Annotated in this window: 22 protein-coding genes; 1 reads left to right on the top strand and 21 read right to left on the bottom strand. The window is 48.8% G+C overall.

What is annotated here, in order from left to right:
• Window positions 1–387: 387 nt before the first annotated feature.
• The 15 genes from C7R93_RS06885 to uvrB all read right to left on the bottom strand — a co-directional run bounded on the left by C7R93_RS06885 (window position 388) and on the right by uvrB (window position 15,363).
• On the bottom strand, window positions 388–954 hold the full coding sequence (locus C7R93_RS06885; protein ID WP_106838114.1) for a GNAT family N-acetyltransferase: 567 nt from the start codon (window positions 952–954) through the stop codon (window positions 388–390).
• Between the two features lie 160 nt (window positions 955–1,114).
• Window positions 1,115–1,759, bottom strand: a complete 645-nt coding sequence (gene hisIE / locus C7R93_RS06880) for a bifunctional phosphoribosyl-AMP cyclohydrolase/phosphoribosyl-ATP diphosphatase HisIE (protein ID WP_106838113.1) — start codon at window positions 1,757–1,759, stop codon at window positions 1,115–1,117.
• A complete protein-coding gene (gene hisF, locus C7R93_RS06875; RefSeq protein WP_106838112.1) occupies window positions 1,756–2,514 on the bottom strand; it encodes an imidazole glycerol phosphate synthase subunit HisF in 759 nt (252 codons plus the stop codon). The genes hisIE and hisF overlap by 4 nt, the downstream gene beginning before the upstream one ends.
• Window positions 2,504–3,253: a 1-(5-phosphoribosyl)-5-[(5-phosphoribosylamino)methylideneamino]imidazole-4-carboxamide isomerase gene (gene hisA / locus C7R93_RS06870; protein WP_106838111.1), complete on the bottom strand. Its 750-nt coding sequence runs from the start codon at window positions 3,251–3,253 to the stop codon at window positions 2,504–2,506. The genes hisF and hisA overlap by 11 nt, the downstream gene beginning before the upstream one ends.
• Window positions 3,250–3,864: an imidazole glycerol phosphate synthase subunit HisH gene (gene hisH / locus C7R93_RS06865; protein WP_106838110.1), complete on the bottom strand. Its 615-nt coding sequence runs from the start codon at window positions 3,862–3,864 to the stop codon at window positions 3,250–3,252. Before hisH ends, hisA begins: the two co-directional genes overlap by 4 nt.
• Before the next feature lies 1 nt (window position 3,865).
• Complete coding sequence (gene hisB / locus C7R93_RS06860; protein ID WP_106838109.1) at window positions 3,866–4,465, bottom strand: imidazoleglycerol-phosphate dehydratase HisB; 600 nt, start codon at window positions 4,463–4,465, stop codon at window positions 3,866–3,868.
• Window positions 4,462–5,760, bottom strand: a complete 1,299-nt coding sequence (gene hisD, locus C7R93_RS06855; RefSeq protein WP_106838108.1) for a histidinol dehydrogenase — start codon at window positions 5,758–5,760, stop codon at window positions 4,462–4,464. The genes hisB and hisD overlap by 4 nt, the downstream gene beginning before the upstream one ends.
• 20 nt (window positions 5,761–5,780) lie before the next feature.
• A complete protein-coding gene (gene hisG, locus C7R93_RS06850; protein WP_106838107.1) occupies window positions 5,781–6,428 on the bottom strand; it encodes an ATP phosphoribosyltransferase in 648 nt (215 codons plus the stop codon).
• A gap of 3 nt (window positions 6,429–6,431) precedes the next feature.
• A complete protein-coding gene (locus C7R93_RS06845; protein WP_106838106.1) occupies window positions 6,432–7,607 on the bottom strand; it encodes an ATP phosphoribosyltransferase regulatory subunit in 1,176 nt (391 codons plus the stop codon).
• A gap of 182 nt (window positions 7,608–7,789) precedes the next feature.
• Entirely contained in the window at window positions 7,790–8,293 is a 504-nt protein-coding gene (locus tag C7R93_RS06840; protein WP_106838105.1) for an acyltransferase, read from the bottom strand.
• 15 nt (window positions 8,294–8,308) lie between these two features.
• A complete protein-coding gene (hprK, locus tag C7R93_RS06835) occupies window positions 8,309–9,244 on the bottom strand; it encodes an HPr(Ser) kinase/phosphatase (RefSeq protein ID WP_106838104.1) in 936 nt (311 codons plus the stop codon).
• Window positions 9,245–9,396: 152 nt separating this feature from the next.
• Window positions 9,397–9,768 (bottom strand): phage holin family protein, encoded by a 372-nt coding sequence (locus C7R93_RS06830; RefSeq protein WP_106838103.1) that lies wholly within the window; start codon window positions 9,766–9,768, stop codon window positions 9,397–9,399.
• Between the two features lie 39 nt (window positions 9,769–9,807).
• Window positions 9,808–10,437, bottom strand: a complete 630-nt coding sequence (locus tag C7R93_RS06825; RefSeq protein ID WP_106838102.1) for an HD domain-containing protein — start codon at window positions 10,435–10,437, stop codon at window positions 9,808–9,810.
• Between the two features lie 66 nt (window positions 10,438–10,503).
• Window positions 10,504–13,371 carry an excinuclease ABC subunit UvrA gene (gene uvrA, locus C7R93_RS06820; RefSeq protein ID WP_106838101.1) on the bottom strand — a complete coding sequence of 956 codons (2,868 nt, stop codon included), beginning with the start codon at window positions 13,369–13,371 and terminating at the stop codon, window positions 10,504–10,506.
• A gap of 15 nt (window positions 13,372–13,386) precedes the next feature.
• Window positions 13,387–15,363 (bottom strand): excinuclease ABC subunit UvrB, encoded by a 1,977-nt coding sequence (gene uvrB / locus C7R93_RS06815; protein WP_106838100.1) that lies wholly within the window; start codon window positions 15,361–15,363, stop codon window positions 13,387–13,389.
• A gap of 180 nt (window positions 15,364–15,543) precedes the next feature.
• Between uvrB and C7R93_RS06810 the strand changes: the two genes are divergently transcribed.
• Complete coding sequence (locus C7R93_RS06810; protein ID WP_106838099.1) at window positions 15,544–16,476, top strand: flagellar hook assembly protein FlgD; 933 nt, start codon at window positions 15,544–15,546, stop codon at window positions 16,474–16,476.
• A gap of 64 nt (window positions 16,477–16,540) precedes the next feature.
• Here the strand turns inward: C7R93_RS06810 and C7R93_RS06805 are convergent, their stop codons facing one another.
• From C7R93_RS06805 to ftsE, 6 genes are all read right to left on the bottom strand, one after another.
• Window positions 16,541–18,235 (bottom strand): hypothetical protein, encoded by a 1,695-nt coding sequence (locus C7R93_RS06805; RefSeq protein ID WP_244191464.1) that lies wholly within the window; start codon window positions 18,233–18,235, stop codon window positions 16,541–16,543.
• Window positions 18,236–18,366: 131 nt separating this feature from the next.
• Complete coding sequence (locus tag C7R93_RS06800; protein WP_106838097.1) at window positions 18,367–19,635, bottom strand: PDZ domain-containing protein; 1,269 nt, start codon at window positions 19,633–19,635, stop codon at window positions 18,367–18,369.
• Between the two features lie 109 nt (window positions 19,636–19,744).
• Entirely contained in the window at window positions 19,745–21,214 is a 1,470-nt protein-coding gene (locus tag C7R93_RS06795; protein WP_106838096.1) for a S41 family peptidase, read from the bottom strand.
• 92 nt (window positions 21,215–21,306) lie between these two features.
• Window positions 21,307–22,509 carry a murein hydrolase activator EnvC family protein gene (locus C7R93_RS06790; protein ID WP_106838095.1) on the bottom strand — a complete coding sequence of 401 codons (1,203 nt, stop codon included), beginning with the start codon at window positions 22,507–22,509 and terminating at the stop codon, window positions 21,307–21,309.
• 27 nt (window positions 22,510–22,536) lie between these two features.
• On the bottom strand, window positions 22,537–23,433 hold the full coding sequence (gene ftsX, locus C7R93_RS06785; RefSeq protein WP_106838094.1) for a permease-like cell division protein FtsX: 897 nt from the start codon (window positions 23,431–23,433) through the stop codon (window positions 22,537–22,539).
• Window positions 23,423–24,109: a cell division ATP-binding protein FtsE gene (ftsE, locus tag C7R93_RS06780; RefSeq protein ID WP_069850788.1), complete on the bottom strand. Its 687-nt coding sequence runs from the start codon at window positions 24,107–24,109 to the stop codon at window positions 23,423–23,425. The genes ftsX and ftsE overlap by 11 nt, the downstream gene beginning before the upstream one ends.
• Between the last annotated feature and the right edge of the window lie 62 nt (window positions 24,110–24,171).

The raw sequence follows: 24,171 nt of genomic DNA, 5'->3' as shown, positions 1-24,171 counted from the left end.
AGTTTTCAAAGAGCATTTTTTGTCGAACGTTTTACATCTTATCACGTTCGTTATTTACGAGTCAAGAAGTTTTTTATCGAATCTCGTTTTCTTTTCTCGTATTTTGTCGTCGTTCTTGGCGACAAGGAATAATCTATCACATATAAAATTCTAAATCAAGAGTGATTTTAAAAGTTTTTTTATCGGAAAACGAGAAACAGCTAGAATACCGCGAAACGAAAGGAAAAAGAGCGAGCAAAACATCTCGCTCTTTCTATCAAATATCTCTACTATATTCAGGTTTGGACTACACAAAAAAGGCAGAAGGAGAAGCCAATGCCCTCTTTTATTGCACAAATTCTTCCCCCCTTATGCAAATGCCGCTAGCGAAAAATACACAGGGACTTATTATTCCTTTGCTTGCTGGTAAAACTCTTCGCGCAGCAGCCCCATCATGATGGTGTCATAATATTGTCCGTCTACATATTCATTTTGGCGCAGTCGTCCTTCTATAACAAACCCTGATTTTTCATAGGCGCGAATGGCACGAGCATTTCCGCTCCACGTATCCAGTTGCACCCGATTCAAGTTCAGCTTGGAAAAGAGAAAGTCGAGCAGGAGTCGCAATGTATCTGTACCGTAGCCCTTGCTCCAGTACTCCTTTGCCATGATCGCAATGCCAATTGTGGCTGTCCGCGTAATGGGATTCACTTCTCGGTAATCACAATTGCCGATATGCTCTCCGTCCAAGGTATAGACAGAGAATACAAAACTCTTTAATTTGTCATCCAGCCGTGAAGCACGAACGTTTTCCTCATACATGGCTCGCAGTGAGTCGAGCGAAATATAACTGTATGTTACCAGACCTGAGCCTGCTGCCCATTTGGCCGCTTCCTCATCGTTGCGCCAATGGAACAGTCTCTCCATATCCTCAGCAATAACTGGTCGTAACTCTACCAAATTCCCTTTGATCATGTCTTATCCTACCCTTCGATTGGTGTTTGAAAATGGAGTTTTTTTGGATTGAAGTGAGTTTGAATTTGTTCATGGTCACCACACCTTCCGCAAGTAAGATACCAATTATTCTAACAAAAAAACCACACTCTGGAAACAGAGGTGGTTATTGCTTTATCTGTTAACGACGCCTCTGAAGCTCCTTCAGTACTTCAGCCAGCGGCAGATTTTGCTCCCGCAACAAAACCATCAAGTGAAAGATCAGATCAGATGCCTCATACCGCAGCTCCTCACGATTTCGATTTTTCGCTGCAATAATGACCTCAGCAGCCTCTTCCCCAACCTTTTTCAGGATTTTGTCTACACCTTTTTCGAACAAGTAGGTGGTATAAGAGCCTTCCGGGCGCTCTGCCTCTCGCGCAGCAATCAGTTCTTCGAGCTCACTCAAAATCGCAAACCGATCTGCATGTACCGGCTCACCATCTGTTTGGGGGAGAACATCCGTCGAGAAACAGCTGTAGGCTCCTGTATGACAAGCAGGACCACTCGGCTCGACCATCACAACCAGTGCATCTCCGTCGCAATCATAACGCATAGAGACAATCCGCTGCGTATGACCCGAGGTCTCACCCTTGTGCCACAATCGTTGTCTGGACCGGCTCCAAAACCATGTTTCTTTAGTAGCCAGTGACTTTTGTAGCGATTCTTCATTCATATAGGCAAGCGTCAGAATTATATTGCTGCCGGCATCCTGCACAATGACAGGGATCAAGCCCTTTTCGTCAAAACGCAATTTTTCCACTGCAAACTCTTCTGCTCCTGTCATGGTCGTACGACAACTCCTTTGGTTTGCAAATACTCTTTGACCGAGTGAATCGACGTCTCGTCATAGTGAAAAATGGAAGCGGCTAGCGCGGCATCTGCCTTTCCTCGGGTCAACACATCGTAAAAATGTTCCCTTGAGCCAGCACCACCTGAAGCAATGACCGGAATCCCGACTGCTTCTGATACCCGCTTGGTCAATTCGAGTCCAAATCCTTTCTTTTCTCCATCGTCGTCCATGCTGGTCAAAAGGATTTCGCCAGCTCCGAGCGCTTCTGCCTCTTGCGCCCAACGGATGACGTCCCGCCCCGTCGCATTCCTTCCACCTTGGGTATACACTTCCCAGCGATCTTCCCCGACACTCCTCGCGTCAATCGCCACGACGATACATTGTGAACCGAAGACCGTCGCTCCCTCGCGGATCAATTCCGGACGCAACACAGCCGCTGTATTCAGCGAGATTTTGTCCGCACCCGCACGCAATATCCTTTTCATATCGTCGACGCTGTTAATGCCGCCACCAACCGTGAAAGGAATCGTAATGTTCGCCGCTGTTTTCTCGATGACATCCACCATCGTCTTGCGCCCTTCGTGGGACGCAGAAATATCGAGAAAGATCAGCTCATCTGCTCTCTCTTCGCTATATTTTTTTGCCAGTTCAACCGGGTCTCCTGCATCGCGCAATCCGACGAACTGCACGCCTTTTACCACCCGTCCGTCTTTTACATCGAGACACGGAATGATTCGTTTAGCCAGCATGCGATTCACGCCCCTCCATACGCTGGAGCGCTTCTTCCAATGTAAAAGCGTCCGTGTAGAGTGCTTTGCCAACAATGGCGCCAGAGACTCCGTCTGATGCATGGACAGCCAGCGTCAACAAGTCATCCAATTGGCTGACACCTCCTGAGGCTATCACCGATTTACCTGTAGCTATCGCCAAGGCTGCAATTTCTTCTACATTGGGTCCTGTCATCGTGCCATCACGTGCGATATCGGTGTAAATAAACGTCTCTGCGCCGTAGGTAACCAACCGTTTGGCCAGCTCTGTCGCTTGCACATCTGTCGTGGTCAACCAACCTCTGGTTGCCACCAGCCCATTCCGGCAGTCCAGACCAATTGCGATTTTGTCCCCATAGTTTTGAAGAATTCGCTTCGTAAATGGCTCGTCTTCAATCGCAGCAGTCCCGACGATCACGCGCGCGACACCCGCTTCCAAATAGTCCGCGATCTGCTCTTCTGTGCGAATGCCGCCTCCAACCTGCACGGGTACAGAGATCGAGCGCGCTATCTCTTTAATGAGCGCTGCATTTGCAGGCAGCCCTTCCTTTGCCCCGTCCAAATCTACGAGGTGAACCCAGGACGCACCTTGCTCAACCCAGCGTTTCGCCATCGCGAGCGGCGAATCAGCGTACACCGTCTCTTGCCCGTAATCTCCTTGGAAAAGTCGGACACACTTGCCCCCGCGAATATCGATCGCTGGATATATGATAAAGCTCATGTCAAAACCCCCTCGCATTGAACGGCAAAGTTACGCAACAGCAGCATTCCTGTCTCTCCGCTCTTTTCTGGGTGAAACTGCATACCGTATACGTTGTCACGATTCACAATGGCCGTGACCTCCTGGTGATAGTCACTCGTCGCAAGCAAGACATCAGACTGGCACAAGACATGATACGAATGGACAAAATAGACGTAATCACCATCCTGCACACCGTCTAGTAACGGTTGCTTTTGCTTGATCATCAGTTGGTTCCAGCCCATGTGCGGTACTTTGTAATCTCCGCAAAAACGAACGACCTCACCACCAAGCAGTCCCAAGCCCGTATGCTCGCCATGCTCCACACTCTTCTCAAATAAAAGCTGCATTCCGAGACAAATGCCCAAGATCGGACGACCAGATGCTGCGTATCCCTTGATCGCTTGCTCTAGTCCAAGCTCACGTATGTTGACGATAGCATCCCCGAACGCCCCGACTCCCGGCAAAATCAACCCGCTGTAATCTTTCAGACGCTCTGCCTGAGATACGAACTCGTAAGAATAGCCTAGCCTTTCCAATGCCTTGCTCAAGCTGTACAAATTCCCCATGCCGTAATCGATGATGCCGATCATGTTACAAAACCCCTTTTGTTGACGGGACCCCTTTTACACGCGGATCGATCGTCGTCGCTTCATCCAGTGCACGGCCCAGCGCTTTGAAAATCGCCTCGATCATGTGGTGCGTATTGTGACCGTAGTGCAGGATCACATGCAGATTGATCCGGGCCTCCAGTGCGAGCTTCCACAAAAATTCGTGTACCAGCTCAGTCGGAAACTGACCAACCATATTCGTAGGATAAGTAGCTCGATATTCCAGATGAGGACGGTTGCTGATGTCAATGACGACCTGAGCTAGCGCGTCATCCATCGGGACAAAAGCATTACCATAACGCTTGATGCCCCTCTTGTCTCCCAACGCTTCCCGCAGCGCATGCCCAAGACAAATCCCGATATCCTCCACGGTGTGGTGATAGTCGATTTCGATATCTCCCTTGGCCTTGACAGTCAGGTCAAAATGTCCGTGTCGGGTAAACAGGTCTAGCATATGATCCAAAAAGGGAACACCTGAATTTTGCTTGCTCTCACCCAAGCCGTCTACCCCAAAGGAAAGCGCGATCTGCGTCTCATTCGTATTGCGTTCGATTTGTGCTGTACGTTGTTTCCCTTCACTCATCTCTTTTCACTCTCCTGCTCTTCGCTCTCAAAATCTCGTAATCGCGCAAGGATAGCTCGACCGTGCCCAGACAGTCCTTCCTGCTCGGCCAGTGCTACAATTTTATGTCCATTGTCTCGCAAATCTCGCTTGCTGTAGGAAACAACACTCGATTTCTTGATAAAATCATCAACGGATAAAGGCGAGGAAAATCGCGCCGTTCCATTCGTAGGAATCACATGATTGGTACCGGCAAAATAATCACCGACTGGCTCTGAACTGTATGGGCCGAGGAAAATCGCACCTGCATTTTCCACTTTTCCGAGATGCTCGAACGGCTCCACAGTCATGATTTCCAAATGCTCGGGTGCGATACGGTTGATGACGGCAAACCCTTCGTCCAAATCGTCGACGAGCAAAATAGCGCCGTAGTCGCGTATCGCCGCTTCCGCAATAGATTGGCGTGGGAGATCGGCAAGCTGTCGCTCAACTTCCTGTGACACCTGCTCCGCCAACGCTTGCGATGTCGTAACCAATATCGCGGCTGACATCGGATCATGCTCGGCTTGAGACAGCAGGTCTGCCGCAACGTAACGCGGGTTGGCCGTCTCATCTGCGATCACAGCAATTTCACTAGGTCCTGCCACCATGTCGATACTGACCAATCCGAAAACTTCTCGCTTTGCCAGTGCCACGAAAATATTACCGGGTCCAACAATTTTATCGACCGCTTTGATTTGTTCCGTTCCGTAGGTCAGTGCCGCAATCGCCTGTGCTCCGCCGACCTTGTATATCTCGGTTACGCCTGCAAATTGGGCCGCAACGAGTATCGCAGGGTTGATTTTCCCATCAGCTCCTGGTGGTGTCGTAATGACGACTTGCGGAACACCTGCGATTTTGGCAGGGATGGCATTCATCAATACGCTGGAAGGATAAGCTGCCGTTCCGCCTGGTACATACAATCCAGCGCGCTGCAACGGGCGTATCAGTTGACCCAGCAATGTGCCACTCTCTTTGGTGGTAAACCAGGACTGACGCACCTGCCGCTCGTGAAAATCCCGAATATTTTCGCCTGCTTCCTCCAATGCCGCTTTGACTTTTGGAGAAACGAGCTCACTTGCTTCCGCAAATTCAGCTTCGCTCACACGGAAGCTTTGTAGATGCACACGATCAAACCGTTCTGTATAATAGCGCAATGCCTCGTCCCCTTGCTGGCGAACCGACGTGAGAATGGCTTTTACCGCTTCTTGCTGTTCTCTCGTCCCTACGTCTACCGATCGTTTCCCGTCATATTGGCTGGCTGACATGATACGCATGGCTGTCTCCCCTTTTTTCTCTAGTTCCCGCGAGGAATGACCTCTAAAAATTTTCCGGCAATCTCGTCCACTGCTTCACTTTTCATCCGATAGCTGGCTCGATTGGCAATCAGCCTCGTCGTAATTTCACAAATGCTCTCCAGTTCGACTAAGCCATTTTCCCGCAGTGTCCTACCTGTCGAGACAATATCCACAATACGATCAGCCAGTCCAATCATCGGTGCGAGCTCTACTGAACCATTCAGCTTGATAACCTCAACCTGCTGTCCCTGCTCACGAAAATATTGTGACGCAATCTTCGGATATTTCGTCGCAACACGCAACGCTTCCGTCGGTTTCCAGTCTGGCAAACTCGCTACCATCATGCGACAATAGCCGATATGCAAATCCAACAGCTCATAAACATCTCGTTCTTCTTCCAATAAAACATCCTTGCCGACCACTCCAACGTCAGCTACCCCATACTCTACATAAGTAGGAACATCGGTAGGCTTCGCCATAATGAATTCAAGCTTGGCATTTTCCACAGGGATGATCAGTTTACGAGAATCTTGCAACTCCGCAGTGACCTGCAAGCCAGCCTGCTGGAGGAAGTGGATGGCCTCTTCAAAAATCCGCCCTTTTGGCATGGCGATCGTCAGTTTTTGGTCGTTTTTAGTCAGTGCCATCTCCTACTCCTCCTGTTGTGTCATGCAAATGACCTTGGTATATCCCGCTTCTTGTCCAACCTGTGTCTCATCGCTCTTGGAGACGAGACGTGTCACCACCACGAGCCCGTTCTCACGCAATTGCTGTGCCTCTGCCAAAGCGGCGCCGCGGCAATCCTCCGTGTAAACCAGCAGAACTCGCGCAGGTGCTTGCCTTTTTACGAAAGGAGTGACTTGAAGTAGCCGATCCATCTTGATCGCAAAACCTGTAGCGGATGCAGCACGCCCAAATTGAGAGAGCAATTGATCGTAGCGCCCTCCGCCCAATAGCGGGGAGCCTAAGTCTGCAGCGTATCCTTCGAAAACGACGCCTGTATAGTAGTTCAAATTGATGATCAGATTGAAATCGATCAACAAATCTTCCGTCACTCCGTAGGCTTCTAATGACTCCCACAAGGAAGCAATCGTCTCGACTGCCCTCCCTGCCTTTCCGTTGCCTGCCAGTTCGCGGGCGACCTCAATCTTCCCTTTTCCCCCTTGCAGGCGCAACAAGGATTCCAATCGGCTTTTTGCCTCCGTACGGATGTCTACTGCCTCGAGTAGCTGCCGGAAACCAACGAAGTCCCGCTCGTACAAAAACTGGCGGAATTGATTGCGAACATGCTCATCCTCAAACTCTTCCTCCAAAAGACCGTCTACGAAATCGACATGCCCAATGGCAATGCGAAACGTCTCCACACCCGCTGCCCGCAAGCAAAACACAGCAAGCGCAATTGCTTCCGCATCTGCATCAACAGACGCATCTCCGATCAGCTCGATGCCGGTTTGTGAAAACTCTGCATTCCGTCCCGCTTCCTTTTCTTGTGCCCGAAACACATTTGCCTGATAAAACAACCGAATTGGCAATGGAACATCTTTATATAGAGAGGACACAACCCTTGCAATTGGCGTCGTCATATCTGGTCGCAGGACTACGGTGTGTCCTTGTTTATCCATGAGGCGAAACATCCGGTCCGTCAGCGTCGCACTTGCTGCTCCTACCGTATCGAAGTATTCCAGAGAGGGGGTGGATATTTCGTCATAGCCCCATCTCTCGATACACTGCCGCAGCTCCCACTCCAAGTGCCGTTGTTTCGCCAGTGATTCCGGCAGTATGTCCCGCATCCCGAGCGGTTTTTCGAATCCCAACGGCTTTGCCATTATTGTTCCCTCCATCACATTCGCTTTACTCTGCTAATATGGTAACAAACTAAAGTGTTATGAAGAAGATTACCACGTCGAGAATCTGAGGTCAACCAAGATAAGAATAGTCGGGCAATTTAACGCAAAATAAAGAAACCGTCAGGGTAAACACCTGACGGTCAATCATAATGGAAGAGACGCTACATCACTTCTTCCTCTGAAGCTTTCGTTCGAATGAGCTGCATGGGGTTCCCACCCACAAAGGCGCCAGGCGGGACATCTTTATGAACAACCGTACCCGCTGCGACAATGGCCCCTTTTCCAATCGTTACGCCAGGTAAAATCGTAGTGTTGGCCCCCACTAGGACAGCATCCTCAATAATCACTTCTCCCAAACGGTATTCATCTATCAAATATTCATGCGCAAGTATGGTCGTATTGTACCCGATCACGCAATTACGACCGATCTTGATTTTCTCAGGAAACATGATATCCATCATCACCATCAACGCAACCGCACTATGCTGCCCTACTTCCATACGCAAAAATGTGCGATACATCCAGTTCTTCCACGAAACGATCGGCGTATATCTGGAGAGTTGGATGACGATAAAATTTTTCATGACTTTCCAGAAGCTTACCGTTCGATACATGTGCCAAAGCGGGTTTACCCCATTTACGGGATAACGTGTTGTCTTCCTCATATGCGTCTCTTTCTCCTACAAGTCAGAATCGGCATCTTCTAAAATGGCATTCGACTGTTTCCGTGTGAAGTGCATCGCTGCGTTGTAACCCATCCGTTTCAGACGGAAGTTCATCGCCGCAACCTCAATGATGACTGCCAGATTTCGTCCTGGTCGAACAGGAACAGTAATAATCGGAATTTCAGTATCCATGATCTTCAAGGTTTCCTCATCGAGCCCCAACCGCTCGTACATTTTATGCGGCTCCCACAGCTCTAGCTGAACAACCATCTCGATGTTCTTTACATTGCGCACGGCACCTGCACCAAACATCGTCATAATGTTGATAATCCCTACACCGCGGATTTCCAAGAGATGCTGAATCAGCTCAGGGGCGCTACCGCTTAATTGCCCGCCTTGTGTCTGCTTAATCTCCACTGCGTCATCTGCTACGAGTCGGTGACCGCGTTTTACAAGCTCAAGTGCGGCTTCACTCTTCCCGATCCCGCTCGATCCCATAATCAGGACACCAACTCCGTAAATATCTGTGAGTACCCCATGGATCGTCGTCGTTGGAGCCAGTCGATTCTCCAGGAAGTTGGTCACTTTACCGACTAACGTCGTAGTCGCCAGAGGGGACTGAAGTACAGGTACCCCCAACCGATTGGAAACGTCAATCATCTCTTCAGGCACCATCTGATTACGGGTCACACAGAAGCAAGGAACCTGTCCTTGCATGAGGAAGTTCATCCGTTCCAGCCGTTCCTCTGGGGTCAGCGTCTGAAAAAAGTTGATTTCCGTCAAGCCGAACAATTGAATCCGCTCTTCCGCAAAGTACGAATAGTAACCGGCTAACTGCAGGCCGGGACGACTCAAATCCGTTACGGTAATTTCACGTCCCAAGCCTTCATCTCCGCTCAAGATCGTCATATTGAAATGGTCCACTAGATGGCTCACATTCGTCTTACGCATGAAGCTTCCCCCTCACATGGGATTTTCCGTCCCTATGGTTGTGTCTCTATTGTATCGAAACCTCTGTGCTTACGACAACCTAATAAGACCTCGCATCCTTATTAGGCAAAAACCCCGCGACTCATTTGAGAGAATACGGGGTTTTTTGACACCTACAACCTCTTTTCTTTTTTCATCCCTACCACAACTTCAATGAGGTAGCCAAAAATGCTCATTAGTGCTGCTGCCACGATGACAGTGCCAATGTTGTCAGGCCATGGCCCCACTTCAAATCCATCAATAAAATAGGCAGTCAACGCAAACGTCACGGCATTAATGACAAACCAGAACAAACCGATCGTCAATACCTGCAAGGGAAACGTAAAAAACAGCAGGATTGGCCGAATCACTGTGTTGACCATCCCCAAAATCAACGTAGCCCATAGTGCTACTGTGAAATTCGCGACATGAATGGAATGGAACCAACTGCTGATTAAAAGTAGCGCAGCCCCATTTAAAAGCATTTTGATTATCCAGCGGCTCATGGTGCATTCCCCCTATACAGTCTTGCCATCGCGCAACAATTAGCGAATCCCCGTTACTTCCCATTCCCATTGCTCAAAAAAATTAGTCATGAATCGATGCCTGTCTTCGGCGATTTTCTGAGCAGTCTTGGTGAAAAGCTTGTCTTTGATGCGCTGCAGCTTCCAAGTATATTCCTTATAAGGTGTATGCTGATTGGGGTCATCCGATTGTATGGGTTGCCCAATAACTCCAGTATAAGCAAAAACCCGAGCCACTCCAATAGCCCCAATCGAATCCAGCTTGTCAGCATCAAACAAGATCTTTTCTTCCAAGGTATGCGGAGGTCGTTCTTTGCGAAAACGATGGGCGAGAATCGTAGACTGTACATGTGAGATGAATACTTCCGTCATACTGCGTTCTGATAGCCATTCCCCTGCTAGTCTTGCGCTGATTTCGGCATGACACTCACCTGTTTGCCGTTCTTCTGCTCTCCCGATATCATGCAGCAATGCAGCGAGGCGCAGCACTTCCATTTTTGCCCCTTCCTCGCGGCCAATCCGCTCACACATCGCCATCACACGCAAATTATGCTGCCAATCATGTGCAGGATCTTGTCCATCAAAGCGCTTCTGTGCTTCTGCCACCAGATCGGCAGGTAGTGCGGCGAGAGCTTCTTTTACGTAATTCATCTCTTCCTCCCCCTATGCGTCCACCTAGCAAAGATGCCTCCCTGAATCAGGGAGGCTGTCTATCGATTACTTCGAAACGAATTGCTCTAGCTTGGCATTCGTCCGTTCTTTATCGCGTTCCAAAATCGGCTTCAAATAGATACCCGTGTACGAGCCTTCCAATTGTGCCACTTCTTCCGGTGTACCCGTTCCGATAATCTCTCCGCCGCGGGTACCGCCCTCTGGACCTAAATCTACGATGTAGTCCACCGTCTTGATCACATCGAGATTGTGCTCGATGACTAGCACCGTCTCCCCGTTTTCCACCAATCGTTGCAGTACCTTCAACAAACGATCAATGTCATCCGTATGCAGACCAGTTGTCGGTTCATCCAAAATGTAAAGCGTACGCCCTGTGCTGCGTCGATACAGCTCAGAAGCGAGCTTGACGCGTTGCGCTTCCCCGCCAGAGAGCGTCGTAGCAGGCTGCCCAAGCTTTACGTATCCTAGCCCTACGTCTACAATCGTCTGTAGTTTACGCTCAATCTTTGGCAAGTTGCGGAAAAACTCTACACCATCCTCAATGGTCATTTCCAGCACATCTGCAATGTTCTTGCCTTTGTATTTTACATCGAGCGTCTCGCGGTTGTAGCGCTTGCCATGGCATACTTCGCAAGGCACATACACATCCGGCAAAAAGTGCATCTCGATTTTAATGATCCCGTCACCGCTGCACGCTTCACAACGACCGCCCTTGACGTTAAAGCTGAAGCGACCTTTTTTATAGCCGCGCACTTTGGCTTCGTTGGTAGAGGCAAACAGATCGCGAATATCATCAAAGACACCTGTATACGTCGCTGGGTTAGAACGCGGCGTCCGCCCAATCGGGGATTGGTCGATATCAATCACTTTGTCCAGATGCTCCAGCCCCACGATGCGACGATGCTCGCCCGGCTTCACCTTGGCTTTGTTCAAATCACGAGCCAGTGTCTTTTGCAAAATCCCGTTGATGAGCGTACTTTTTCCTGAACCAGATACACCTGTCACGGCTACAAAAAGCCCCAATGGGATTTTCGCATTCACGTTCTTCAAGTTGTTTTCCTTCGCGCCCTCAATCTTTATCCATTTGTCTGTTGGCTTACGCCGCTCCATCGGGACGGGAATAAATTTGCGACCACTTAAATAAGCACCGGTCAACGAGTTGGAATCCTTCATAACTTCCTCTGGAGTTCCTGCCGATACGATCTGACCGCCATGAATTCCCGCGCCTGGACCAATATCGATAATGTAATCGCAAGCCATCATCGTATCTTCATCATGCTCCACGACGATCAACGTATTTCCCAGCTTGGTCATATGCTCCAACGTTTTGATCAGACGAGCGTTATCCCGCTGATGCAGTCCGATACTCGGCTCATCTAAAATGTAAAGCACGCCCATCAGGCTGGAACCGATCTGCGTAGCCAGTCGAATACGCTGCGCCTCTCCCCCGGACAACGTTCCTGCCGCACGGCTCAGCGTCAAGTAATCCAGTCCGACATCAATCAAAAAGTTCAGTCGAGCTGAGATTTCCTTCACGATCAGATTCGCAATCTTCGTTTCCCGCTCTGTCAGTTCAAGCCCATCGACAAACTGATGCGCATCGAGAATAGACAGCGTAGTCAGTTCGGAAATGCTGCGCTCCCCGACCTTTACCGCCAAGCTCTCTTGACGTAAACGTTGACCTTTGCAGACAGGACACGCCTTTTGGCTCATGAAGCCTTCGATTTGCTCGCGGATATAATCCGAGCTCGTCTCCAGATGACGTCGTTGCAGGTTGATCACGACACCCTCGAACGGTACAACTGCCTCGCGCACTTGCCCGAACTCGTTCTCATAGCGGAAATGAATCTTTTCGCCTTCACTGCCGTACATCAAGATTTGTCGGTGCCCCGCTGTAAGCTCCTCATAAGGCACATCCATCCGAATGTTAAAATGACGGCAAGCTGATTCCAACAGCTGTTGATAGTAAGTAGAAGTCTTCGGCTCCCATGCGCCAATCGCCCCGTCATCGAGCGTCTTCGTCGCATCGGGCACAACCATATCTGGGTCTACCTCCAGCTTGACACCCAATCCGTCACACTCGGAGCAAGCACCAAACGGACTGTTAAAGGAGAAAATCCGTGGCTCCAGATCTCCAATGGAGAAGCCGCATACCGGACAAGCATGCTTTTCACTGAATAACAACTCTTCTTGCTCCATCACATCGACGATGACCTTACCATCTGCCAAGCGAAGTGCTGTCTCCAACGAGTCTGCCAGCCGTGCTTGCACATCCGGCTTCACGACGATGCGGTCAACGACTACTTCAATGTTATGCTTCTTGTTTTTTTCCAGCTTGATGTCGTCGGACAGATCAGTAATTTCACCATTAACGCGCACACGGACAAAGCCCTGCTTGCGGATGTCCTCCAACAGCTTGACGTGCTCTCCCTTGCGACCTTGCACCATTGGCGCGAGAATCTGCATTTTCGTACGCTCGGGATACTCCATCAGCCGATCGACCATTTGTTCAATGGTCTGGGATTGAATCTCGATACCATGCTCAGGGCAGACCGCTCTCCCGACACGCGCATACAAAAGGCGCAAATAATCGTAGATTTCCGTAACCGTTCCTACCGTGGAACGCGGGTTGCGGCTTGTCGTCTTCTGGTCAATCGAAATCGCTGGGGAAAGTCCCTCAATCGAATCCACATCCGGCTTGTCCATTTGCCCGAGAAACTGACGGGCGTATGCAGACAAGGACTCCACATAACGGCGTTGTCCCTCTGCATAAATGGTATCAAAAGCGAGCGAGGACTTACCCGAGCCAGACAAACCCGTCAGTACGACGAATTTGTCCCTCGGAATCACTACATCAATATTTTTTAGATTGTGGGCACGTGCACCCTTTACGACAATATGTTCTAATGGCATGAAAAAAACCTCTCCTTAGAGTTCCGCCTTCAGCTCAAGAATCAAGTCACGCAATTCGGCCGCACGCTCGAACATGAGGTTGCGCGCCGCTTCCTTCATTTCTTCTTCCATACGTTCTATGACAGCCACGCGATCCTTCTTCGGCATTTTCTTGAAGTCTGCATGTGGCAAGTAATCTGCTTTTTCCTCTGCTACCTTGGTCGCCTCGATGACTTCGCGAACGGACTTTTTCACCGTTTGTGGGGTGATACCGTGCTTTTCGTTGTAAGCGACCTGGATAGCCCGACGACGCTCCGTCTCCCGAATGGCAGACGTCATCGAATCTGTCATTTTGTCCGCGTACATGATCACGCGTCCTTCTGAATTGCGCGCTGCCCTACCAATCGTCTGAATCAGTGAGCGCTCATTGCGAAGGAAGCCTTCCTTGTCTGCATCCAAAATAGTCACAAGTGACACTTCCGGCAAGTCCAAGCCTTCCCGCAGCAAGTTAATCCCGACGAGCACATCAAACTCACCCAAGCGCAACGAACGCAAAATCTGCATCCGCTCGATTGTTTTAATATCAGAGTGGAGATAGCGAACCTTGATTCCGATTTCCTTCAGATAGTCCGTCAAATCCTCAGACATTTTCTTGGTCAGAGTCGTGATGAGGACCCGCTCATTTTTGGCAATCGTTGCTTGAATTTCGCCAATCAAATCGTCAATCTGTCCCTTGATCGGACGTACCGTTACCGTTGGATCGATCAAGCCTGTCGGACGAATAACCTGCTGCACCATTTCCGGACTGTGCTCCATCTCATAAGGACCAGGTGTAGCTGAAATGTAGATCGCTTGTTTCAGCTTTGCTTCAAACTCCTCGAACTTGAGTGGACGGTTATCACGTGCAGAGGGAAGACGGAATCCGTGATCGACCAGTACATCCTTCCTAGCGCGGTCACCATTATACATCCCCCGAACCTGCGGCAAGGTCATATGCGACTCATCCATCATGACGATAAAATCTTCTGGGAAGTAATCTAACAAGGTATAAGGAGCATGCCCGGCAGGTAGTCCTGTCAGATGGCGCGAGTAGTTTTCAATACCGGAGCAGAAGCCCATCTCCATCATCATCTCGATATCGTACCGTGTACGTTGCTCCAGTCGCTGTGCTTCCAAGAGCTTGCCAGCATCACGAAATTCTTTCAGTCTTCCTTCCAGCTCGGCCTCGATGCTTTGGACAGCCAGCTTCATTTTCTCCTCGCGTGTCACGTAGTGAGATTTAGGGAAAATGGCAACGTGATCACGCTGTCCCAAAATCTCACCGGTCAGTATATCAATGGAAGTAATCCGTTCAATTTCATCACCAAAAAACTCGACGCGAATCGCCTGCTCACTCTCAGAGGCAGGGAAAATCTCCACTACGTCGCCTCGCACCCTGAATGTACCGCGTGTAAAGTTGATGTCATTGCGTGTGTACTGGATGTCGACTAGGCGATGCAAAATCTCGTCCCGTCCTGTTTCCATGCCGACGCGTAACGACAAGAGTAACTCCCGATACTCCTCAGGCGAACCCAATCCGTAAATGCAGGAGACGGAGGCAACAATGATAACATCTCGGCGTTCAAACAACGCACTGGTAGCGGAGTGACGCAGCTTATCGATCTCGTCGTTAATGCTCGAGTCTTTTTCAATAAACGTATCCGATTGGGGAATGTATGCTTCGGGTTGATAGTAATCGTAGTAGCTGACGAAGTATTCTACCGCGTTGTTCGGGAAAAACTCCTTAAACTCTGCACATAGCTGAGCTGCCAGAGTCTTGTTGTGTGCCATCACGAGTGTTGGCTTGTTCACCTGAGCAATTACCTGGGCAGCCGTATAAGTCTTTCCCGTTCCCGTCGCACCCAGCAATGTCTGGTGTCGCTTGCCAGCCTGTAACCCTGCCACCAGTTCGGCAATGGCGGTCGGCTGGTCACCGGACGGTTGAAACTCCGATACCAATTCAAAACGCTCCATTCCCTCGTTCATCTCCTCATAGCATGACTGTTTCTACTTCCATTATAACACAATTCCGGCTAGTTTAAGCCCAAAATTCGAACAAATGTTTGTCTTCATCCTTGCGCCGATTTTTCCGATATAAGATGAAGGAAGTACAAACATACACAGATAGACTCGCCACCTTCAGGGAGGATTGACATGTCAGATAACGGAACAACCGTCAAAAATAACCCTTATATACAACCGCATATGAGCTATAAAGGCAAAAAAGAATTCACCACCGAACTCGACCAAAATGCCTTTATGAAGCTCATGCTGGAACAATTGAAGCATCAGGACCCTATGTCCCCAATGGACAACTCTCAGTTCATCCAGCAAACAAGTATGCTGACCATGGTAGAAAAAATCACAAAAATGACCACGCTGATGGAGCAATCGAACAACAGCATGGTCACTTTGGAAAAGTATGAAAAGCTGGTAGGTCGTACAGCTTCGTATTCCATAACCACAAAAGACGAGATGACGGGAGAAACTTCAACGGAGCAGAAAGAAGGCGTACTTGATGCCGTCTACATGGATAAAGGCAAAATCTACTTCCGTATCGCAGGCGAATCGACACCGATTCCGCTGGCAGACGTCTCTGGACTGGAATCGCAAGGTCTGGCTGGCAATACGCTCGACAACAGCGTGAAGTACATGGAAATGATCGGTCGAGAAATTTCCTATAAAGTAACCAAGGAAGTCGACCGGGATGGCAATCCGGCTACCACACAAGATATCTCCAAGGTTGATGAAATCTTGAATGGCGTCATCACTGGCTTTACCACCAAAAACGGTACTGCACAATTCCAACTGGATAATGGATCAACCGTAAAAGCCGAAGAAATCGTAGGCATGACGGTGAAACCGGAAAACAGAACAATGGGCAACTCCCTTGCCTACGCGCAAATGATCGGCTATAACATCACGTATAACCAGTCTCAGACGAATCCGGACGGCACTACTACCAATACCCCGCTAACCGGAGTGGTCAAGGCTGTCAGCATGAAAAACGGAGTCGTCGAATTCGTCCTCAAGGATGACAAAAAAGTAGCTCTCAATCAAATTACGGGATTTGAAGCAACCGCCTAGATACATAGTGAAAAGCCGCACATCTTCCATTTCGGAGAAGGCGGCTTTTTCTCATGCAGGGGTCCTATTCGTTGACGATTACTTTTCCGGTTATCGCATCCACATAAAACGTATCATCTACTTTAAATTCTCCTCCGCAGAAGCAGTGCGAACGAGTTTGGCGAAACGAAAGGTCATAGCCGAGCTTCCAGATAATCGTGCCTTTCTTGTAATCTGGTTGGTGGATGTAGGCCAGCTCAAGTGGAAAGGTTTGCAGTAAACGGGTCATAGCCACTTGTTCTTTAAGCGCTTGGGAACGGGCCGGGTATTTGACACTCGCCGGTTTGTTTATGTTCACCCGCTCCCATGTACCCGTCCATGAATCGATCCGAATCGTATACATCCCGTTCTCCACACTCTGATTGATCCCATAAACTGGAATACCGTTCACGAGAGGATCAGCTACGATCGAGGTGTACCTTTCATTTCCATCCTCCGTTATTTGTATCTGATTGCTTCCAGACGGAGTCAGTCTTTTCAAAAGCTTTTCCGCTTCTGTTCGATCTCGCTTCTTATCTGTTTTCACGTTAGACCATTGCGGATTATTCACCTTAGTGGAAAATTCAAGCAGTTCTCCAGTCTTTGCATCTGTCACGAGGAGATGATGCTGTTCGCCGTTACTGCTTCCCTCAGGAAACGTACTCATTCGAGATATTTTGTCAGCATCGGGAACGCCTTCACCAAAATTCCCCCAAATGAAATAACGGAGGACTGGACCATCATCGTAACTCGCCTCATAGATGGACAGCGGCAGCTTCTCTGTTTCCACTCTAAACAGCATGCGCAACAAATCACGTGCTTGCGGCTCTGTTTGCGCTACCCACTTCTCTCCTGTTCCAGTCACATTGATCGTCTTGGATGGCATTGTTGTCGATCGGGTATTTGTTGGTAACAATCGTTTGCCACTGAAGGCATCTAATGCACTACCTGTATGTTGTTGAGTTATGATTCCATTTTTCAGGACGTAAGCGAGCTTTGCTTCTACCTGATCGCTATGATTATGAATGGGCAATAAATAAACGAGCTCCAAAGGACGACTCTCTTGCCACTTCTTGACGGCTTGATCAGCAGAGATGACTCGCTGTGGAGATGGGAGTGAAGAGGGACTTACTTTTTCGTATAACCTGCCATCAAACGTGGAAAACCAAACGATTCTTCCCGATGCATCAAAACTGACGAGACAATCATAGTCGTCATCGAGCACCACGTTATTCAGGACTCGCACCAGTCGAACCGTTAATAGGTCCTTATTTTTATAAACCTCTCTCGCTTGATAGGTGTTACCTGTTCCCTGCAAACCAGCGACAAAAGCCAACGCACGTGTTTTGGCTTGCTTCTCAGTCGGGTAAGCAGGCTTTGCTGCTGCTTTCGGTGTAAGATTCAGTCTGAGCAACTCCCCTGTCTGTCCATCAAAAATCGCATCATCCATGGACGATTCTGCCTCAGCAGCAGACTGGGCAAATGTGACCGCCACTCCGCTAACACCTGGCCCATCCACATCGCCACCGTAAACGACATAGCGTGAAGACAGCTCCGGTAAAAGCTTGACTAGCTTTTGGACACCTTTCGTCACATGCATCGGCACAGCCACAACCGATTGAGCCTGCGCTACAGTCACAGGACTCGTTGCGTCTGCCCCTGATAAGGGTGCGGTAAAAACTGTGGCGGCAGCTAATGTACCCGACAAAAACCACGAGACCGTTCTTTTCACCTTGAACACCGAACCCACTCCCTCTTTTTTCCTACTACATAGAGACGTAGCAGCCTTCAGTTAGTTTCCAGATAGACAAGCCTTTCTCGAAAAAAAAGAAGGTATGCACTTTTGACTGCACACCTTCTCCCCACCTATCCTTATGCCCCTACATTCAGCTTCTCTAGCTTTTGCTTGATCAGCTCGACTACACTTGCTCGTTTCAAATCTACAAATGCACGGGTACTCGCATCCGGAACCACAATGATTCCCAGTTGGTGATGATTACCCGCATAGACCGCACACTGCACGAACTTCAGCTCGCCCTCACGTGTGAGTACTTCCATTTTACAAAAGGCAGGATTAGCTTGTAGCGCCGGATACAAATCTTCTTTTTCCTGCACCGAAATGCCATTTACTTTCACGATAATCTCACCTGGCGTTATGCCGATCTCCTCTGCTCTCGTCCCCGGAATGACACCCATTACTTTTACACCACGTGGAGACTGGATGAAATAGGGCGATCGCTTTCTTTCTTGATACTGACTCCAGAAAAACAGCGCCTCATGACCAAATAACGCAAAAATCGCGGCCAGCAAGATCAACGGATAATACCATACTGTCAGAGCGCACAAAACCAACAAACCGATCGCATACAGCGTCAAATTTTTGGAAACCTGCGCTGCTTTTCTATACGGGGTCATCGTTTGCGTCATATCGGAGAATCCGGTCACCGTCGGCAGAAGCATCAGTCCGAATGAAGCAGCTTCCGGTGAAAAGAATGGCCACCCTGGATACAACGCACCACTGAGAGCACCTGGCTCCATCTGTACGAACAAAACGGCTGGCGTCAGCCAAAAAGAGTGGAGCAAATAGGCACCAACGATCCGCCCACGCTGCCCTTCCACGAACAGCGGAGAAGCATCCCGTCCGCCATTCCATCGTACAAGCATCGCTTCAATCAGATGCATGATCGCAACTAACGCAAGCAACGGCAAAGGTTTAGCCTGACGAACCATTTCCCAGACATAGCTTAATCCTGGAACATCCGTAACCGGTGGGATGACCAGTGCGATCGCGTGTAAAATCGCCAAAATCCCTGCAGCATATGCGAAACAGAGAAACCGTAAACGAATCAGCGCCAAGATCAACGCCAATCCCCATAGTATCCACAAATCCTGTGCTTGCACGACCACGCCGAGTCCTGCACTAAGAAGGGAAATAAGCAGCCCTCCCACCAAGCCCATTCCTACAGCCCGTATTGTCGAGAGCAAGGGGGATTGAATGCGTGCAGAAAAAAGCTGTCTTTCCAGGTTCATCTGTCTGCGATAATGCAAATAAATAAAAACCAGAAAGAGATAGAAGACAGGATTGATAAAAAATGCGGCAAAGCCATATGCAATGGTAAGCATATCTGCCTGTATCGCCAATTGCCTCACCTCAACTAAAAGAAAGAAAAAACCACGGCATTTGATTTGCCGTGGTTATCATTTCTACGGATAGAAGGTAATTACCTGCTTCCATTTTCTTGATTATTCATTACTTACCCGTGACTACCTCCAAAGCTTTTTGCAATTGCAGGTCATTCTCTGGCTTCGTCATCGTTTTACGGAGACTTTCTTCCAGTGAAGAACGTGTCTTCGCGTCTACTTTGCCAGTTACCTCAAGTTTGTTGGAGGTTTGGAACTGCTTGATTGCTTCCTCTGTCTTTTCATCAAAGTAGCCATCTTCTCGTCCTGGGGACAGATTCAAGCCCTTCAGGATGAGCTGCAAGTTTTTCACGTCAGTGCCAGCCATGTCGCGCTGCAATACTTTATCTGCAGGTAACAGCGTTGCGTTGAAATAGTCTGGTTGCTTGACTGCAAAGTCTGGCGTAATGCCTTTTTTATGGACCCAATCCCCATTCGGTGTGACCCACTTGGCAATCGTCAGCTTCAATTGGCTCTTGTCGTTCATTTCCATTGTACTCTGAACGGTTCCCTTACCAAAGGTCTTCTCGCCGACCAGCTTGTAGTTGCCGCTATCCCGCATGGCACCCGCGAGAATTTCCGATGCACTGGCGCTTCCGCCATTAATCAGTACCGAGATTGGATAAGGCTTTGCAGCTTCTGTATTCGAGAAATACTCTTCTTTTTGCTGTCCGCCATTTCCATACTCAATTTGTACAATCTTGGCTTTATTCGGTACGAGGATTTCTCCGATTTCTTTCACGGCTAACAAATACCCACCCGGATTGCCTCGAACGTCAATAACCAGACCGCCAATCCCCTTCTTCTCGAGAGCAGCTAGCTGTTCTTTGAAGTGCTTAGCTGTTTCTGTAGAGAATTGGGTAATGTTGATCACACCTACTTTAACACCGTTCTTCTCGATTATTTGACTGTTTACCGTCTCAATCGGAATATCGTCACGTACACACACGATGGTAAGTGGCTCTGGCACTCCGGCTCTCACTACTTTGAGAACCGCCTTCGTGCCTTTTGGACCACGAATCTTAGTCACTGCCTGATGCAGGTCCAATCCTTCGAGGGATTCGTCGTTTACGCTCAAAATTTGGTCGTTTGGTCGCAGCCCTGCACGCTCCGCTGGAGAGTTTTTGAATGGCGAAACAACCGTTACCCGACCATTTTGCATCGTTACCTCTGTCCCGATCCCTTGGAAAGTCGAGTGTAGGGTAGATGTGAACTCCTCAGCAGAACGAGGGTCCATGTAATCGCTGTACGGATCTTCGAGCGACCCGACCATTCCGCCAATTGCACCTTCTACTAACTGTTCATTGGTGACATTTTGGATGTAATCTTTCTTGATTGTTGAAAACGCCTCGTACAGCTTCTGGAACTCTTTCGGATAATCTCCGCTCCCAGAAAACAGCGCCATGCTGGATGCTGTCAGAGCCCCACCTTGATTTGAACTGGCGCTAGCAGATGTCTTCATGATCGCCATTGTAATAAAACTGCTGGCTACCATCGAGATGAGTACGAGCGCTATTACGGTACGTCCTTTCCATCTCACTGTTACGTCACCATCCTTTGTGCTACCGGAAAAAGATATGCTGCTAGTGTATGCATGTTCCGTTAACAATATTTGTCTGGTCGCACGAGGGTTTACTTCAAGTACGGCATCGGATTGACTGCTACGTCATTTTTATAAACGGTAAAGTGCACGTGATTTCCGGTTGAGCGACCTGTCGATCCTACCTCGGCGATCTTTTGACCCCTCGATACGGATTGCCCAACAGAAACCTTGATACCTCCCTCGCGAATATGACCGTAAAGAGTGGTATATTCCGCGTTATGCTTGATCATTACGGTATTTCCGTAGCCGCCGTTGTATCCTGCAAAGAGAACGACTCCATCAGCCGCAGCCAAAATTGGCGTTCCTTTCCGTGCTGCCATATCTACTCCATTATGCCCAGCCGAACGGCCTGTAAACGGATCTTTCCGCATTCCGAAGCCCGAACTGAAGCGAAATTGTCCACTTGCGACTGGCAAAGCAAACTTTCCACCTTTGTAGCCCGTACTGGATGCACTCATGGCGCGTACACGTTCCGAATATTTTGCTGCTTCCTGTTTGGTGATAGCCAAAAGCTCCTGTCCATACTGCTCCAAATCCACTTCCAGTGCAGATTCTTTCTTATCTAATTCAGCCTTGACCACCATACTTTGCTTGTACTGCTTGTCCAATTCGACTTTGAGATCCTCAGCCTCATCGAACATCCCCGCGTACACCGTCAGTTGATGATCAATTTCTTTCTTTTTGGTCTCGATTGTTTCCTTATCGCGAATGTTATCCTCTAAAATTCGCGTGTCCTGCTCCAAAATAAGCTGCAAGGCCTGCATACGCGTCAAAAAGTCCCCAAAATCAGAGGAACCGAGAAGTACATCTAAATAGGAGACCGTACCGCGTTCATACATGGAAGTCACGCGTGTTCTGAGCAAGGCATCCCTTTTCGCCACGCGGTCTTTTGCCTCATCCAGCTGATCCTGCGCGTGTGCTGCTTTTTCCTTGGTATCATCCATTTGCTGCTCAAGCTTGTCCAGCTTTTTCTGTGTATCGTTGCGACGCAAATCAATTTGCATCAATTGCGTCTCCAGGCCCTTTTTCTCTTTTTGCACGGTATTGATCTGTTCTTCGGTCTTCTTCAATTGCTGCTGCTGGCTTTTTTTCTTCTTTTGGATTTCTTTTAGCTCTCGATTAATCTTGTCCAAAGAGGCCTTACTAGGCGCTGCCAAGCTCACATTCGTCGGAATCACAGTACCGACTACAAGCCCAGTGATTACGAGTGCTAGCAGGATTCTCTTTCTCATGATACTCCTCCCACGCTCTTCAAATTATTAAACTCGCAAGAAGCGACGTACGGACACCAAGCTTCCCCAAATCCCGATGAATGCACCAATCGCCAACAAAGCCAGCGCCACTTGATACACGAGCGGGAATAGCGGCAACAGTTTAAACAGTTGGGAAGCTTCAAAGCTAGAGTGAATGGCATCCAGAAGGTAGTAATACCCAACCGTTAACATGACGGTCGGAATCAATGCCCCTGTCACACCCATCAAGAGCCCTTCCACAAAGAATGGCCAACGGATAAACCAGTTCGTGGCACCAACCAGCTTCATGATTTCAATCTCTCTGCGACGTGCCACAATCGTCAGCTTAATGGTGTTGGCAATCAAGAACATCGCTGTAAAACCAAGACCAATAATAAAACCAATCCCGACATTACGGACTGCTCCAGTCAAGGAAAACAGTTTTTCCACAGTGCCTTCCCCGTAAGTCAGGCTTTTCACATACTGGAAATTTTTAATTTGAGCGGCAACAGTAGCAGTGTCTTGTGGTTGCTTCGTTTTCACGACAAACGCATCCGGCAGAGGATTGCTTTCCTCCAAGCCTTCAAACAAGTACGCTTTTTCACCAAGACTCTCTTTAAACTGCTTCAGACCCTCGTCTTTCGGTATAAATGAAACGGTCTCCACTTGCGGAAGCTTCTTGATGTTATTTTCAACCTGCGTGATGTTTTCCTTCGTCGCCAGCAAGTCCATGAAAACCCGAATTTCTACTTGTTTTTCTACGGTTTGCGCAAAGTAATTGACGTTCATCGCCAGGATGAGGAAAACGCCCAAGATAAAGAGGGTAATGGTCACGGCGCTAATAGAAGCGAACGACATCCAGCCGTTCCGCCCGAGGTTTTTGACCCCTTCACGGACATGGCGCCCCAGCGTCCTAATCTTCATAACCGTATTCCCCTCTCTGCTCATCACGGGCAATCTGGCCTGCTTCGATCGCAATCACCCGTTTTCTCATGGTGTTTACAATTTCTCTATTATGGGTAGCCATGACGACTGTCGTTCCGCGCTGATTGATTTCTTCAAACAGCTTCATGATTTCCCATGAGGTCTCTGGGTCCAAGTTCCCCGTCGGTTCGTCCGCGATAATAATTCCCGGACTATTCACCAATGCTCGCGCCAAGGCAACACGTTGCTGCTCACCACCGGACAGCTCGCTTGGCAGCATTTTTGCTTTATGCTTGAGCTTTACCAGTCCCAAAACATCCATCACGCGCGGCTTGATTTGTTTCGGATTACTCTCGATTACTTCCATAGCAAATGCGACATTTTCGAAAACCGTCAGTGTCGGCAGCAGCTTGAAGTCTTGGAACACGACACCGATACTGCGGCGGACCAATGGAATTTGTCGCTCTTTGATTCTGCTGACATTGAAGCCACCCAAAAAGATTTGTCCTTTCGTCGGCTTCTCTTCACGATACATCAATTTGATAAACGTAGATTTACCCGCACCACTGGGGCCTACTACGTACACAAATTCACCTTTCTCAATCCGAATGTTGATACCTTTCAAAGCATTCGTTCCATTCGGGTATGTTTTCCACACATCGAACATTTCGATCAAGCCAATCACATCCTACTTCGTCAGATCCTTCTTTATGTATCTTGATCCTGAATTTTTGTTAA

It is taken from the genome of Brevibacillus fortis, assembly GCF_003013395.1.
GTDB lineage: Bacteria > Bacillota > Bacilli > Brevibacillales > Brevibacillaceae > Brevibacillus > Brevibacillus fortis.
The sequence above is the reverse complement of the archived record's forward strand: the minus strand, read 5'-3'. Positions and strand labels throughout refer to the sequence as shown.